The organism is Pseudomonadota bacterium (assembly GCA_039196715.1).
Lineage (GTDB): Bacteria > Pseudomonadota > Gammaproteobacteria > CALCKW01 > CALCKW01 > CALCKW01.
The window spans coordinates 1-15,529 of record JBCCUP010000016.1 but is presented as its reverse complement, the minus strand read 5'-3'; the positions used below and the strand labels follow the sequence as shown (position 1 = coordinate 15,529).

13 protein-coding genes and 1 pseudogene are annotated in these 15,529 nt (G+C 63.8%); 4 read left to right on the top strand and 10 right to left on the bottom strand.

Annotated features, from left to right (window positions below; translation table 11 throughout):
• Window positions 1-259: 259 nt before the first annotated feature.
• The gene (locus AAGA11_07915) at window positions 260-1,417 is read left to right on the top strand and encodes a M20 aminoacylase family protein (GenBank protein ID MEM9602773.1); all 1,158 of its coding nucleotides are present in this window, start codon (window positions 260-262) and stop codon (window positions 1,415-1,417) included.
• A 13-nt stretch (window positions 1,418-1,430) separates the two neighbouring features.
• Here the strand turns inward: AAGA11_07915 and AAGA11_07910 are convergent, their stop codons facing one another.
• The 3 genes from AAGA11_07910 to AAGA11_07900 all read right to left on the bottom strand — a co-directional run bounded on the left by AAGA11_07910 (window position 1,431) and on the right by AAGA11_07900 (window position 5,233).
• On the bottom strand, window positions 1,431-1,904 hold the full coding sequence (locus AAGA11_07910) for a GNAT family N-acetyltransferase (GenBank protein ID MEM9602772.1): 474 nt from the start codon (window positions 1,902-1,904) through the stop codon (window positions 1,431-1,433).
• 285 nt (window positions 1,905-2,189) lie between these two features.
• Window positions 2,190-3,488 (bottom strand): hypothetical protein, encoded by a 1,299-nt coding sequence (locus AAGA11_07905; GenBank protein ID MEM9602771.1) that lies wholly within the window; start codon window positions 3,486-3,488, stop codon window positions 2,190-2,192.
• Window positions 3,489-3,928: 440 nt separating this feature from the next.
• Window positions 3,929-5,233: an NAD(P)/FAD-dependent oxidoreductase gene (locus AAGA11_07900; GenBank protein MEM9602770.1), complete on the bottom strand. Its 1,305-nt coding sequence runs from the start codon at window positions 5,231-5,233 to the stop codon at window positions 3,929-3,931.
• Window positions 5,234-5,440: 207 nt separating this feature from the next.
• On the opposite strand from AAGA11_07900, the gene AAGA11_07895 reads away from it, so the two are divergent.
• Window positions 5,441-6,052: a luciferase family protein gene (locus AAGA11_07895; GenBank protein ID MEM9602769.1), complete on the top strand. Its 612-nt coding sequence runs from the start codon at window positions 5,441-5,443 to the stop codon at window positions 6,050-6,052.
• A 184-nt stretch (window positions 6,053-6,236) separates the two neighbouring features.
• Here the strand turns inward: AAGA11_07895 and AAGA11_07890 are convergent, their stop codons facing one another.
• From AAGA11_07890 to AAGA11_07870, 5 genes are all read right to left on the bottom strand, one after another.
• On the bottom strand, window positions 6,237-7,184 hold the full coding sequence (locus AAGA11_07890) for a pyridoxamine 5'-phosphate oxidase family protein (GenBank protein ID MEM9602768.1): 948 nt from the start codon (window positions 7,182-7,184) through the stop codon (window positions 6,237-6,239).
• 49 nt (window positions 7,185-7,233) lie between these two features.
• The gene (locus AAGA11_07885; protein MEM9602767.1) at window positions 7,234-7,659 is read right to left on the bottom strand and encodes an HIT family protein; all 426 of its coding nucleotides are present in this window, start codon (window positions 7,657-7,659) and stop codon (window positions 7,234-7,236) included.
• 71 nt (window positions 7,660-7,730) lie between these two features.
• Window positions 7,731-8,558 carry a transporter gene (locus AAGA11_07880; GenBank protein ID MEM9602766.1) on the bottom strand — a complete coding sequence of 276 codons (828 nt, stop codon included), beginning with the start codon at window positions 8,556-8,558 and terminating at the stop codon, window positions 7,731-7,733.
• Window positions 8,515-8,859, bottom strand: a complete 345-nt coding sequence (locus AAGA11_07875) for a hypothetical protein (GenBank protein ID MEM9602765.1) — start codon at window positions 8,857-8,859, stop codon at window positions 8,515-8,517. The genes AAGA11_07880 and AAGA11_07875 overlap by 44 nt, the downstream gene beginning before the upstream one ends.
• 112 nt (window positions 8,860-8,971) lie before the next feature.
• Window positions 8,972-10,708 carry a serine protease gene (locus AAGA11_07870; GenBank protein MEM9602764.1) on the bottom strand — a complete coding sequence of 579 codons (1,737 nt, stop codon included), beginning with the start codon at window positions 10,706-10,708 and terminating at the stop codon, window positions 8,972-8,974.
• A 166-nt stretch (window positions 10,709-10,874) separates the two neighbouring features.
• On the opposite strand from AAGA11_07870, the gene AAGA11_07865 reads away from it, so the two are divergent.
• The gene (locus AAGA11_07865; GenBank protein MEM9602763.1) at window positions 10,875-11,729 is read left to right on the top strand and encodes a DUF6502 family protein; all 855 of its coding nucleotides are present in this window, start codon (window positions 10,875-10,877) and stop codon (window positions 11,727-11,729) included.
• Entirely contained in the window at window positions 11,726-12,751 is a 1,026-nt protein-coding gene (locus AAGA11_07860) for a DUF5666 domain-containing protein (protein MEM9602762.1), read from the top strand. The genes AAGA11_07865 and AAGA11_07860 overlap by 4 nt, the downstream gene beginning before the upstream one ends.
• 15 nt (window positions 12,752-12,766) lie before the next feature.
• On the opposite strand, the pseudogene AAGA11_07855 reads toward AAGA11_07860, so the two are convergent.
• Window positions 12,767-13,957: pseudogene (locus AAGA11_07855) on the bottom strand (multidrug effflux MFS transporter).
• A 1,181-nt stretch (window positions 13,958-15,138) separates the two neighbouring features.
• A partial coding sequence (locus AAGA11_07850; protein MEM9602761.1) for a class II fructose-bisphosphate aldolase occupies window positions 15,139-15,529 on the bottom strand: 391 nt, incomplete at its 5' end.

The window sequence follows — 15,529 nt, the reverse complement described above, 5'->3', positions numbered from 1 at the left end:
GCTGGTCGCTGACTTGACGGTACGGCGCCCTGTGACGTGCGGAGCCTGAAAAATATGACGCGGCAGGTTTAGCTCTCCCGGAGGAGCAGCGACGCCTGGGGAACTGCCGACCCGCCGCCATTATCCGGCGCACGCCAAAATGCCGTCAAGCCGGGCACCCGCCACGCCGTGCAGAACACCAGCCCACGGCACACAGACACACCGCGCGCGGCGTTGTAAGGTGGCAGCCACACCCTTCTGCGCTCGGAGCCCCCCCGCCATGGCCGTGATCGACCGGATCGCCGACTTCTCCGACGACCTTGTCGCCATTCGACGCGACATCCACGCCCACCCCGAACTCGGCATGGAGGAAGTCCGCACCTCGGCCCTGGTCGCCGAGCACCTCGAAAAGTGGGGCATCACCACCCACACCGGCGTCGGCAAGACCGGCGTGGTGGGCGTGCTCGAAGGCACCGCGCCCGGCCGCACGATCGGTCTGCGCGCCGACATGGACGCCTTACCGATACACGAGCAGACCAACCTGCCCTTTGCCTCCAAGAACCCGGGCGTCATGCACGCCTGTGGCCACGACGCGCACACGACCATGCTGCTCGGTGCCGCGCGTTACCTCGCCGAAACCCGCAATTTCAACGGCACGGCGGTGTTCATTTTCCAGCCTGCCGAAGAGGGGCTTGGCGGCGCCCGCGCGATGCTCGCCGACCGGCTGTTCGAGCGCTTCCCCTGCGACGAGATCTACGGCATGCACAACAAGCCGGATGGCAAGCCCGGTACCGTCGGCATCAAACCCGGTGTTGCGATGGCCGGGGCGGATTTCTTCGACATCACGATCAACGCCTCGGGCGCGCACGCCGCCATGCCGCACGTGTCGATCGACCCGATCGTGATCGGCTCGTCGCTCGTGCAGCAGCTGCAGAGCATCGTCAGCCGCAACGTGCCGCCGATCAGCTCGATCGTGCTGTCGGTGACCCAGATTCACGCCGGGTCAGCGTACAACGTCATTCCGTCGCAGTGTGCCATCGCCGGCACCATGCGCTACTTTGATGCCGAGCTCGCCAAGACTGTGCGGCAGCGGATCCGCGACCTGTGCGCCGGCGCGGCCACCGCCTACGGCGTCGACATCGACGTGGACATTCGCGACACCTTTGACGTGTTGGTCAACGATGAACCCCTGTCGCAGGTGATGCTCGACGTCGCCGCCGAGGTGGTCGGCGACGACCAGGCCAATCTCACCCCCGACCCGGTGCTGGGCTCGGAGGATTTTGCCGACATGCTGCGCGCCGTGCCCGGCGCCTACTGCACGGTCGGGCACGAGGGCACCGTGCCGCTGCACAACGAGGGCTTCATCCTCGACGAGAGTTGTCTGCCCATTGGCGCGTCGATCTACGCGCGGCTGATCGAAACGCGGACGGCGGCCTGAGGCACCGTTTGCGTCAGCCCACCATCGGGCGCAGGCTCTTGGCCATCACGGTCGCGTCTTCCACACCCTGGTAGTAGCGCGGCACGCGGCCGAGCGCGTGGTAGTCAAGCGCACGGTAGAACGCTGTGGCGCGGGCGTTTCGGCTGCGCAGTTGCACGAACACGTTGTAGCAGCCGGCCGTGTCCGCGACGTTCTCGAGCCACCGCACCAGTTCCGAGCCCACGCGGTGGCGACGGTGCTCTGGCGCCACCGCGAGCAGGTCGAGGTTGGCCTGGTTGCGCCGGTAGGTCATCACGCCGAAGCCCACGAGCACCCCGTCGCGCCGCGCCACGACCGCATTCTTGGCCGGATGGCGAATCACCTGCACCAGCCGCTGCGGTGTGTAGCGCCAGCCGAGCCCGTGTTCGATCTCGTCACGCGACAGGACGCTCATCGCCGCGGCATCGGATTGCTTGGCCAATTCGAGTTGCAGGGTGTCAGTGGACATGGGGTCACCGAAGCTATGGTGTGGCGCGGCGTGCCTAACATGCAGGCGCGCAATGCAGATTCAATCACGCCACGCTGCCACCGGGGCTCCGGAGCACACGCACCCCGGTAGACAGCGGCCCACCCAACAAATTCAGTGCAACGGCGGTGGGGTCAGTGTTCTTGCGGCACCCGCGATCGGCGCGTTTCAGATCGGGCACACATAAAAGACGCGCTGAGGCGCGTCTTGTCGTCGGTTTCGAACAGCCCCGTGCAGGCCCGCAGGCCTGCACGGGGCCTGGCTGTGTCAGTTCACTGGCAAGCTGAGGGTGATGGAGTGGTCACCGTCGTAGCTGCGGAACACCTTGCGGCCCGACACCGGCAGCTGGAAGTTCATGCCCATGCCGGGCAGGTAGGCGTCGTCCAGCACGATGCTGTCAACCGAGATGTCCATTTCCACCCAGCCCGTGACGTAGGGCACCGTGTCGATCAGGTGCTGGCGGTCGGGTCCGTTGGCCATCACGGTGATCCAGCGGTCGGTTGGTGTCAGGTTGCGGCGGTTGGTCCAGGCGCTCTCGCCGTGCCAGCTCGGGCGCACGGTCTTGGCTGTCACGTGGTAGCTCTTGATCCAGGTGTTAGAGCCCTCGATGATCACGCCGTTCTCGTCTTCGAAATACAAGTTGACTTCAGCCGGGATCTGCGGCGTCCAGACGTCAATGTTCCAGGTCGAGAAGTGCGACACCTTGCCCGCTGCACTGTAACCCGAAGACGAGCCGACGTCGGCTGACACCACCGCGAAGCCCTCTTCTTCCCAGATCATGTCCTGCGGGTCGTAGTGCCAGAGCGGCATCACATCACCGGCCTGCGCGGGCAGCGGCACACCGTTGTCGTTGGTGATGGTGTAGGGCTCGAGCAGGTCCATCTTGATGGTTGCTTCCACACCGGCTCGCAGCTGCAAAACCTGGTCACCCTGGTAGAAGTGGAAGTCGCTCATGCCAAAGGACGTGATCGCCACTTCTTCTGTGCTGTTCACACGCGTGCCGATCATGTCGGGCACCCACGCACTGTTGCCCGCGTAGTCCTGGATGTCGATCTCGGTGATACTGACGAAGGCGTCGCCGGTCGCAATCGTGCCGTCGGGCAACTCGAAGGCGTTCGGCGGCACGGTCACGGACGTGCGGGTCGAGCTGCCTGCGTTCTTGAGCTCGCCACCGACGTCGAGGTTGAACGCGACCGGTGCGGTGCGTGTGCCGACGTCGACGTCCGCTTCAACCGACTCGATCTGTGCGGGCACGAAGACACTGAGGCTCTGTTCGACGATGTTGTCGCCGCGGAAGTCGACGATGACGGTGCGGTCGTCGTCCGAGGCTGGCAGGTCGATGCGGTACTGGCTGGCCGCGTCAACGGTGGTACTGACGTCACTGCCGCGCACCGAGACCCGGATCTCGCCGACTGGCAGCAACGACGCACTGGTGCGCACGTCGCCCTGGATGGTGGTGTCGGATTGCACCGGGGCACTGAGCTGACGGGAACCGGTGGTGTTGTCTCCGCCGCCACAGGCGGCCAGGAGCAGTGCGGCGGGGACAAGCAATACGTGCTTCTTCATTGTGGTTTTTCCTACTGAACGACCAGTGCTGCGTGAAACATGGCCCGCAGCCGGAGCCGATTGGGGTTGAGTTGTTGCTTTTCTTCGCGGCGTCGCCCCGGAGGGGTCTGCAGTCGGGTGTGGGGAGGACTTGAGCACTACCCCGCACACGCACTTCAGGTATCGGCGTTCGCTTGAATGCGATTGATAGGGCTTGTGTGACGCCCGTCACAAAACGCGTGTGACGCTGGTCACACAAATGCACCCAATGCGGCATGGGTCAGAAAAACCGCGGTTTTCTGTGTGCGACGCGTCTAAAAACACCGTGGAGAAAACGTGACGCAAGACGCGTCGGCTGTCGCCATAGAGGCCACTCGACGGGCGACGCCGAACTGGATACCCAGCGGGAATCGAACACGCTGTGCCGGGTTGGCACAATGACGGCGTGGCGATACAACGCCCTAGGGCGGATCTTGCAACAGCGTTCGAGCCGCGCGCAGCCCGGATTCGATGGCACCATCGAAGAACCCGCGCCAACCCGAGGCGATGTCGGCTCCGGCAAACACGAGCCTGCCCTCGGGCCGCTGCGCCTGCAGCAGGTACCGCGACGTCTGACCGGGCCGGAGGCCACACCAGGTGCCCTGCGCGTAGGGGTCGGCCACCCAGTCGTGGTGAAACAAGTCGATGACCTCCAACTCAGGCACAAACGCGCGCAGACCGCGTTGAACAATGGCTACGTTGTAGGGCGCCAGCTGGTCATTCACCAGCATCACCACCAACAGCGTTTCGTCGGGCCGCGCCTCCTGCACGATCACCGTGCAGATCGCCGCCTCGCCGTCGGCGGCGAGGTTGAGGTCGGGCCAGTGCCCTTTGACGCGCACGTAGAGCTTCTGGCCCTTGCCAGTGTGCTCCTCCTGGCTCAGGGTGCGTTTCTCCGTCGACAAGGGCGGGTCGAAATCGATGTCTTTCCAGGTGTTGAGCGGTGTGGCCACCACAGCGTGCCGTGCCGTAAGCTGGCATCCCGAGACGGATGTCAGCACAACCCCATCTGACGACTCAGTCACCGACCGTACTGGCCAGTTCAGCCGCACGTCGGCATCGGCGTCGGCCAACATCGCGTCGATCAAGCTGCAGGTGCCTCCTTGGAATTGCAAGCGCGACGCTGACGACAGATACACCTCGACATTGAAATGGCTCAGCGCGTACCAGCGCAGGAACTCAACGTAGGCGCCCTGCGACGGGTGGTTGTGGCTCTGCATCGCCAACATGCGGTGCAGCATCGCACGTTGCAGGTCGGGCAGTTCGAGCTGGTCCATGCGGTCCTGCGCCGAGAGGTGGTCCAGCGCACAGACCACGTCCCAGGCATGCGTCGGGTCAAATGGCCGAGGGAACACCCGCCGTGCTTCGTTTGCGAAATCCTCGATCACCGGTTGCAGCGCGGCCAGGTTGTCGCCGAGCGCTCGGGTCACACGTTTGCCGCCGACCAGGGCATGCACACGGGACTCCGGCGAACTCGGCCACCCCGGCCGCTCGAACAGCTCGAGACCGTAGCGGGTGATTTCCGTCCACACATGCGGGTGCGACCAGTAGACCCAGCCCCCGCCCAGTTCGATCGGGTAGCCGTGCCAGGCTTGAAACCAGGCCCGCCCGCCGACGCGGTCGCGCGCCTCGAGCAGCACTACCGAGCGCCCTGCCGCGCGCAACTCGCGCGCGGCCGTGACGCCCGCCAGGCCGCCGCCCATGATCGCGATGTCACAGTCTGTCATGTCGCGCCTGAAGAGCTCCGCCAGGTCGCTCAGTCTATCCGATACCCGCATTGCCCGCGTGCAACCGCGCGAGACCCGCGCCCCCGATTGCACCGGTCAGCCGAACAGTGTCTTCGGGTTCCGACCGCCAGCGCCTGCCGTATAGTCAACCCACACGCAGTGCACGCCCGCGGGACGCCGTGATGTGCCGCACACCGGGAGAACGCGATGTCCATCTCACGCACAGCAACGCTCGCCGCGGTCTTGGCCGCTGCGCTCGGCGTGTGGCAAGCGGTCGCTGCGGTGAACCGCAGCAGCATGCCGATAGCAATGGCGGCGCTGGCCACGGCATCGACAACGGCAACCGCACCCTTGCCTCAGCGCGTTGGCGACCCGATCACAACCAGCGGCCAGGTGCCGCACGTGCAAAAAAACATCACGCCAGACACCGAACTGCTCACGGCATTGACACGATTCGCGTTCGCCCTGCCGGGCGTCGAGCAACGTCGCACGATTGTGTCATTACCGGGCGCAAAGGGCATGTGGCTGAACGACAGCCTGCCGGTCGCCCGACCTGAAACCATCGTCTCTGGCAGGGAGTTCGCCCACATTCACACCGACGGTAGTCTGCACGCACCGCTGCCCTATGCACGGGCGCTCGAGATGGTCGAGCGGGGTTGGGGTGAGCGCCACCCCTGGGCCGACAGGCGCGACGGCTGGGACGGCCTGGTGATGATCTTCACACCCTTGACAGACGCACAGCTTCAGGTAGTGAAACAACTCATTGTTGAGTCATACAACCATGTTACCGGTCTGTCCGTGTCGATTTCCGCTTCCTGAACTGCCGGGCCGATACCCCGACAGTTGACAGGCAGCACGTGCAGAGAGCACGACACCTCTACGCGCCGCAGCCAGCGACGGTACCAACGGGACGGGCTTCAGCGTCTGCGCAACAACTCGCTCAGCGAACCGACAAACAACCACTGCTGTGACGGGCTGGCTCTTCCCGCCGACTGACGCAGGGTCACGGCGACGACCACGGCCCGAGCCGACGGTTGTACATCGACGCTGCGCGCAGCGTCCAGCCGACCGGCACCGCGTCGGACCGAAGCACGACCTCGCTTGGTGTCACACGCCAATACCGCTCCGCGCCCGCGTAGTGGAGGCGAGTGGCGTCGTGTGCGACGAGCTCCACTTCACCGGTGAGCTGCAAGAGCTCACCCGTGTCGAAATCGGGGAATGCCAACCCCGCAAACGGGGTGAGGTGAACATTGCCGAGTGTGTTGAAGAAGCCGTTGCCTGCGAAATCGGGTACTGTCAGGGTGCCGTCGTCGTCGACATGCACGAATCCGGGGTTGCCGCCACGGTGGGACGCATCGACCAAGCGGACATCCTCGATGTCGGTGTAGGAGGCCACAAAGAAGGTGTCTGCGCGACCGACCCTGGAACGGACGTCGTCTGCGGCTGGGCTCAGGTTGCGCTTTTCCCCACCGCGCTTCACGCCACCGTCGACGGCAGTGTCTCGGGTTTGAATGTACTTCGGGCAATTGCCCATCGCCTGATCGACCGACACCGAGTACCCGCCCTCCGCGCGAGAGCCAATGCGGCCATTGACGCGGTGCCGACGGCGTGTCGCCAGATCGATACCCAGCATGCCAATGGCCCGCCCGGCTTGCAGACCGGACGCCGCAGGATCCGTATCGGGCGGCGCGGTTGCGACACGCATCTCGGTGAACGAGTCGGCGTGCACAAACCCGGGTTGCCCGAACAACAGCGTGGCCCAGGGTCGATCTCGGTCGTCGACCGTCCCGATCGCGATGCAGGACAACTGCGCGTAGAAGGCCTTGTCTTCCAGTTGCAGGTACGGCCGGATGGCGTGGCGGCCCACCGCCTCCATGCGAGCGCGCACACCAGCCTCGTCCTGCAGTGCACGTTCGCCTGCGTGCCAGATTGCGTTGTCAGATCGCGTCATCGGGCCTTTCTCCGGGGTGGAACGAATCGGCCTGGCCGCCGGCACAGCATCAGACGCTGAAGTCGAGTTGCCGCCTTACCCGTTTCAGTGTGTCCGTGTCGGCGTGCAGGTGTGCTTCACCGTAGCGCAGCGGTTCGTCGTTGAGAATGTACCGCACCGAGGTAATGTCGGTCTTCTCGTGCATTGGCAGCAGGTGCGCGTGCGCGTGCGGTACATCACCGCCGGTGAACAGGAACGCGACCCGATCCACCGTGTAGACCTGCTTCATACGCTTCGCCAGCCGTTGCGCGGCCGCAACCAGCTCGGTCATGACACTCGCGGGCACGTCCTCGAACGTCTCGTAGTGCGCCTTTGGCATGATCTGACAATGCGCCTCCCTGATGGGGTGAATATCCAGAAACGCCATGATGTCCGCGTCCTCCCAGACAATGACCGATGGCACCCGCTTGTTGGCAATCTCGCAGAAGAGACACATGACGAACCGCTTCGCAACCCGTGGACTGTTGAGGGTACGCCCTGCGTCCATAAAGCGCGACTCAGCTGCGGTCAGAAGCGCCGGGAGACCTGCACACCAAACGCCACATCCGCCACCGCATCACTGAGGCCGACGTTCAGATTCACTGCCGCAGTCCACGCGGGTCGCAGCCGGTGGGTGACAAAGGCGCCCACGGACATCAGGTCGTCCCGCTCATCACGCGAAGCCTGCTTGTATTGCCAGCGCAACCCCACGCCGGATCGCCTGTCGAGCTGACGGAAAACACCGGCAGCCACGAACGCCCGGTTGTTGTAGTCGATGTCATCGGTGTCGCCCATCAACTGGTAGCCCACGGACACGTTGAAGACCGATTCGGCACGCCGCACACGGCCGCTGCCCACCAGGGCAAGGTCGAACTCACCGTTGCCCAGTCCCTTGAACTCATCGCCCGTCGGCACCTTGAGCGACACGCCCGCCTTGAGCTGGGGTCGCCCGGCCACGGAGTGCGACAGCACGCGGTCGACACTGAACACCGTGTCCCCGAGGCCCTCGCGGTTGTCGTCGTCGACGTCGACGAGAAACAGCTCGCCGGTGTCGATGTCCTCCCAGATTTCCGTCGCAGGCCCGGTGATGTCGAGGTACGGCACACTGAGACTGAAGCCCCAGTCGCGTTGGCGGTAAACCCACTTCACCACCGTCGCCTTGAGGTCGGTGTCGACATCCAGCCCGTAGTCACCGTTGCTGAACGTCTGCGAGAGGCTGAGCAACGAGGTCGCACCCCGTGTGCCGACCGTGCTCGCGTGCGCAGCGGGAAGCAGCCACAGGGCGCTGGCGCACACGGTCAACGCAAGGCCGTTACTGAGGGGACCGCGCCCACGCGGAGAACGGGTTCGTGACATCAATGTCTCGGCTGAAGGTGTGGTTCACATCGAATCGCAAGCGCACCCAGCGCGGCTTACCGCGGCAGCGGTCGGGCCGTTCCCGGCGAACCTGCAAGGCAACCGGCGTCTGCTCGACAAACACCCAGTCGAGCACGAAGTCGTGCGCGTGGGTGCAGCCGTGGCTACGCACCTCGATGCTAACACCCTCGGCATCAAATCCCACGGCGCGCAGGGGTTCGAGTGCGGCGGTGGCCCCCACCGACGGGCCGATGCTGCACAAGCCGAGGGCGAGAAAAAGAGAACGTGTGTCGATCAACATGGTGAGCTCCTGAACAATACGATCCGCGCGGACGCGGGTTTGGGCCGTGCCGCGAGCGGTTTCGGGGCGGGCTGACGACCCGCCCCGAAAACACGCGGTCACGCCGTGGTCATCAGCCGCGGCGACGACGGTGCAACGCCACCGCACCGAGCAGCATGAGCGTACCGAGCGGGCCGCCAGCACCGCCCCCGGTTATCGGTGTCCCAGCGTCCGGTTGAGCAGCTGTGGGTCGAGACTGCGTCTGCGTTGCCACGTTCGTCCGAGGCGTAAACCGGGGCGCACTGACCTTGGCCTGACCGGTCGACGCCGCCCGCTTCTGAAACGCCCAGGTCACCGTGTGCCGACCGTCGGACAGCGTCGTCGCATGCGTGCCGACCGTGCGGTGTCCGCCCGTCAAGGTGCGCACCGGTTCGCCGTCCACGGCATAGACCAGACGATTCTCTGGGTCTTCACCAAACAGACCCCACTCGAATTCGAGCAGACCGGGTCCGTCGAATTCGGCGAACAGCAATCCGGTGTCCCCGTCCACCACGGACCAGGCATTGAGCGCGTAGCCATCACCGTCGGCATCGAGCATCCACACACTGTCGTCGGCGAACCAGTCACCTTCGTCGGCGCCGCCAATACCCGGCAGGCTGGCAAGGTTTTCCCCGACCAACACGACGTCGATCAGTGCGCCATTGTCCACAGTGATCATGAGGTTAGCGGTGTCGAAGTCGCCGTAGTCGCCCGGTTGGTACGCGACGCCGATGTCGCAGCTCGCCTCTGGCGCAAGGGATGCAGTGCACCCGTTGGCCACGACGTCAAAGGCCGGGCTGTCGATGGTTGCAGACGACACGACCACCGACGTGTCGGTCGTGTTGACGAAGCTCAGGCTCGCCTCGGCCACCTCGCCCTCATAGGCAAAGAGATCCAGCCACGCGGGCAGACCAAACACGTCTCCCGCCAGCGGGAAACCGCCATCCCCGTTGTCGCCACCGCCGACATCTGGGCCGGCATCCGGGTCAGTGGGCTCATCCGGCTGGCCCGTGCCGCCTGTGTCACCCATGTCACCCGTGCCGCCGTTACTGCCGGCGCCACCGGACAGCGTGTTGGCAATCCAGTCGGTGTAGGCGCCGACGCGCGCGTAGACACCGGGTCGGTCGGGTACCGCGCAGCCTTCGCCCCAGCTCACGATGCCGACTTGCAACCACTGCCCATCGCGTTGGAACACCAAAGGCCCACCGCTGTCACCCTGGCACGAGTCCTTGCCGCCCTGCGGCAGGCCGGCACAGATCATGTTGCCAGTGATGCCACCGCCGTAGTTGGTCTCGCACTGGCGCTGCGAGACCAACGGCACCTGGACTTCGTGTAGCCGATCGGGAAAGTCTTCACCTGTGGTGGACCGGTTACCCCAGCCCATCACCGTCAGCGGCGTGCCGGCGGCGATCGCGTCGGTCTCGGCGGCGGATGCACGTGCCACCGCGGCGTTGCTCGCCGGCCGTTGCAGCTCCAACAGGGCGATGTCGTGGTCCTCGTCCCGACCTGTGCGGTCCGGGTGGATCACGATGCGCTTCACGCCCCGTGTCTGCTCGGCCTGGTCAGTGTCAGTCAGGTCGAAATCACCGATCACCGCTTGCATGCCTTGCGCACTCTCCTGCTCAACGCAGTGCGCGGCGGTCATCACCCAGTTGGGTGCAATCAGGCTCGCACCGCAGAACTGTCCTCCGCCCTGCCGCAGCGACACCATCCAGGGGTAGGCGCTGGGTTGTGCGGTGGTTCCGTTGATGATCCGAACGCTGAACGCCTGCGCGTGCGCGCTGGCCAGACAAGCGGCTGACACGGCGAGTGCCAATAAGGGGGTCTTCATGTCGAGTGTCTCCGGTTATAGCGTGGGATTATTTCCCTCGCTTTCGGAGGCAATAATAGTGGGAAAATTTCCCACGTCAACCCTGAGATGTCGCCTCGAGAACCGTTCACACCGTCTGGGAACCAGTGAGTGGGAATAATTCCCTCCTTGTGCTACGGTCGTGGACATGAACAACGCCCCCCCGACAAAGGGCGGCCTCGGCGAGCCTCCTGCACCCTTGATCAAGGCTTTACGGCTGATCGTGCTGGCGCTGGTGCGGCTGCTGATGCGCTACCGCGTCGTCTATCCCCAGTTGCTGGAGCTGCTCAAGAGCGCTTACGTCCAGGTGGCTGAGCACGAACACCCGCTGCCGGGCAAACCGCAGACCGACACGCGCATGAGCCTGCTCACCGGTATCCACCGCAAGGACATCAAGCGGCTGCGCACACAACTCGCAGCCGGCGTCGAGGAACCGCTCGCGGTAAACCAGAGCGTGCGCATCGTCGCCCGCTGGATCAGCGAACCGCACTACCGGTTACCGGACGGCAGCGCTGCACCCTTACCGTTCAAGGCGACGGATCAACCGAGCTTCGAATCGCTGGTCGAGGAGGTCTGCCGACAGGATCTGCGGCCGCGCGTCGTGCTCGACGAATGGCTGCGATTGGGCATCGTTTCGGAAGCCGACGACGGCCGGATCACGTTGCAGAGCGAGGCGTTCGTACCACGTCAAGGCGTCGAGGAGCAGGCCTTTTTCCTCGGCATGAACCTCTCGGACCACCTCAACGCGGTGGCACACAACATCCAGGGCGGCACCCCGCCCTTTTTCGAACGCTGTGTCTACTACGACGAACTCAGCGACGAAGCCATCGCCGAGCTGCGGGCGTTGACCGAGGAGGTCGGCATGGATGCGCTCAAGCGGATAAACGCACGCGCGCGCGAGCTCAAGCAACGCGACGCGGCGCGCGGTGGCGGCACACAACGCATCAACATGGGCATCTACACCTGGCACGAGCACAGCACACGCCCCGAGACGCCACAGTGACACGACTGCTCTGGGCGGCGTTGCTGGCCGCGGCGGCGGTGTTGGGTTGCCAACTGCCGCTGCCGAGCGACGGCATCGGGGGTACCGGGCAACGCCTCGCCGACGGTATCGGGGGCACCGGTCAGCGCCTCGAGGACGGCATTGGCGGGACGGGCATCGTCGGCACCGTCACCGATTTCGGGTCCATCTGGCTCTCCGATGTGCGCGTCGAGTTCGACGAGACGACCACCATCGAAGCCAACGGTCAGACACGGCCGGCCGACGCCCTCGAGATCGGCCAGGTGGTGGCCGTGTTATCCGACAAGCTCGACGCGCGCTACCGGGCCAGGCGCATCGCCATTGTGTACGAGGTGATCGGCGCGATCGCCACTGTCGACCGCAGCGCCAACCGACTCACCGTGTTGAACCAGTCGATCACGCTGGGCAATGCGGCACGGGTCATCAGGGGAGACGCCGCCGTCAGCTTCGCCGACCTCACACCGGGCGAGCGTGTGCGGGTCAGCGGCTTGCGCCGCGCTGACGGTAGCATTGTCGCCAGTCTCATCGAGTCCACTCCACCTTCGCCCACGGTCCAGCTCGTCGGCACGCTGCGCGACGGCATGCTGTCCGGTATGCCCGTGGTGCTGGCATCGGGCTTGGCCGGGACCACCCCCGCGGGTCGGTTGCGCGCCCGCGGTCGACTCGAGAATGGCCGAGTGCACATCGACTCCGTCGCACTCGACGATGTGGCCTACACCGTGGCGCAATCAAGCGAACTGCTGATCGAAGGCTTTCTGGTCGACGGTGCGTTCGAGGGTGATATCGCCGTCGGCGGGATCGACATCGTCCTGCCCGCGCACGTCGAACTCGATGCGAGTATCGATTTCGACCAGCCGGTGTTCATTGAAGCCGAACTCGGCGATGACGACCTCTTCTACGGCAACGGCCTGTCGGTGTTCCCCGAGGATGGCGGCGACTACATCGACCTGTTTTCCGATTTCGACGATTTCACCGACGACGAGATCGACCTGTTCTTCGAGTAGCGATCGCAGCCCCAGTCAGCGCGCCAACCGGGCAGTGCGTTTGAGTCTGGCGGCCCAGAGCGCGAGGCCGAGGCCCACCAGACACACCGACAGCATCAGGACGAGCACCGCGACCGCGCCGTTGCGTTCCGTCAGCACCGCTCCCGTGATGGCCGTCAGCACCGCGCCCCCCGCCACGATCAAGGCGCCACTCAGGCCGGCCGCGCTGCCGGCGAGATCGGGCCGCACCGACATGGCGCCGGTGTTGCTCGCCGGCATGGTGAGGCCGTTTCCGAGACCGGCAAACACAGTGCAGCCAAAATACAACTGCGGGTTTTTCACGCCGAACGCCAGCAACAGCAGCCCGATGATCAGACCCACACAGGCGACCACGCGCCCGGCCACCATCATCGTGGTCAGTTCGAATCGAGCGCCGAAGCGCCCGCTCAGGAACCCGCCGAACATGAACCCAAGCGTGATGGTCCCGATGTAGACGCCGAGCTCGGCCGTGCCAACGCCGAAGTCCGTCACCGCGACCCAGGGCGCACCGGTCAGGAAGATGTAAAAGGCGCCAACCGAGAACGCGCTGCACAGGGCATAGGCCCAGAAGGTTGGCTCGCGCAACAGGGAACCGGTCGACCGGGTTGCTGCGCCCGACTCAGAGGGAGCGACGCGCCGGGTTTCGCCAAGGTCAACCCAGCACACCGCAAACAACCCAAAACCCGCCAACGCGTAGAAGACGAAAATCGAGCGCCAACCGAAGACCGTGTCCAGCACGCCACCCAGCATCGGGCCGAACAGGGGTGCCACGGCCATCGACATGCCGATGTAGCCGATCAGGCTGACCGCTTCACGCTCGGTGCGGGTGTCGCGCACGATGGCCATCGACAGGCTATAACCAGCCGTCATGCCACCTTGCAGCATGCGAAAGAACAGGAAGCTCTGTACCGAGTCGGCAAACACACACCCGACCGACGCTCAGGCAAACACCCCCACGGCGCCGAGGAGCACCGGTCGACGGCCCACCCGGTCGGACAGACGCCCGATCACAAGCTGCACGCACGCGGTGATCGCGAGGTACCCCGACACCGACCAGCTCACCGTCGCGTAGTCCGTCCCGAGGTCCAACGCGATGTTCGCAAGCGACGGCATGAACATGTTGAGCGACAACGGCGAGAAGCCGGTCAGCAGGATCAGGGTCAGAAGGTGGGGCGGGCTAGCACGCATAAGCACACAGTGTGAAACCTGTCCAGCGCACCAAGTGCGTAGACGTCACGACGGGAGCAGCAGCAATCTAAGGTGGCTACCCCCGCAGCAACGAGATGAAAAGAGAGAGATACGGTTTGGGCTACTAGTCAGCGCTGTACTTAAGTAATTCCATTCGCTACTTTGCAGACTCGCTTGCTATCTGCTCCTTCCTGCTGCATGCTCTTCACAGAACGCAGACACTGACACCAATGCAACACTCAGTTTCACACAATCAGCGTGCAACATACTGATATTCTCCCAAGAAATTAGCAATAACGCGCGCGCCAATTTACATCGGGACGGTAGATTGCATTCGTTACGCCTCTTTCATACGAGAGCGAACAGCACCCCTTCTAAAGGTACCAGGTACCCAAAAATATAAGATTTGACAGTGTGACACATTGTTGTTGACAGCAAGATACTGGTCACTAACAACTGTCGGCCCGACTGCCCCACATAACCCTCTTACGAATAGATTGCATGTTAACAATTGATAGGGACAGCCGAGATCACCCCACCTAACTGCTACGTATTTTAAAAAACCATGGATAGGTTGAGCGCTGATATTGCAAAAAGCCTCATTTACAATGAGCATCCCGACCCAGCTCACTGGCATTTGCCCAAACTTCTCAGCATCTCCAGGCAGATCGGGTCATCTGTCGGAATGAAAAGCCAACCTATCGCTGTAGACTTCATAAAACAGTCGATATTCCCAGCTTCATCGGAACTGACGGAGTTCCTGGTTCGGTCCGTTAAGCTTTTCAACCAAAAGATCGCCGCGGCAAAGCTTAGCAAGCAAGAACTGATCAGTGCGAAAGCCTATATCTTGTTCGATCAGTCTAGAAACCCAAACGTGCATACGATCAAAGCACTAAACGAGTCTTATTGTATTTGCAAGGTGCATCTAGTCTTCGAAAATAACGAAGCCTACCAGGCGATTGCTGGAGAAAGATGCCACGAGGCCGATCAGCCACCCTTGGTGTTCTAATTAAGACTTTCAATTAATGTGTCCGCCATCACTGTGGCCTTTCTAGCCCAGGCTAATGCGAACGTGTCAGCGTCAAACCGGCACACCCAGCCTCCGCGTTCATAGACAGTCGAGACGGAAATGGATGAGACACTGCGTACTCCTCGAAGCCACTCCAGTGTAGTGGATAGCACTACACCTTCAGTGAGCTCAGGCTGGTGCGCGCAGCGGCGGTGACCGCCTCGACCGTATCACCGAGGAGCGCGAGGCGATCGAAGCGGTCGGGGTCCCTTGCGACGGACGCATGCAGGGCGGTGCCGAAGGCCATTCGAAGCTCGGTGCCGATGTTGAACTTGCAGATGTGCGTGTCACGGGCCAGTTCCCGTCGCTGTTCGACCGGCACGCCCGAGCCACCGTGGATCACGAGCGGCACATCGGTGAGTGCCTCGATCGCGCGGATGCGTTCGATGTCGAGGCCATCGCCAGCACCCTGTTGCAGGTGGACGTTGCCAACGGAGATGGCCATGGCATCCACGCGGGTGTCGCGCGCGAAAACCGCCGCCTCGGCCGGGTCGGTGCCCTCG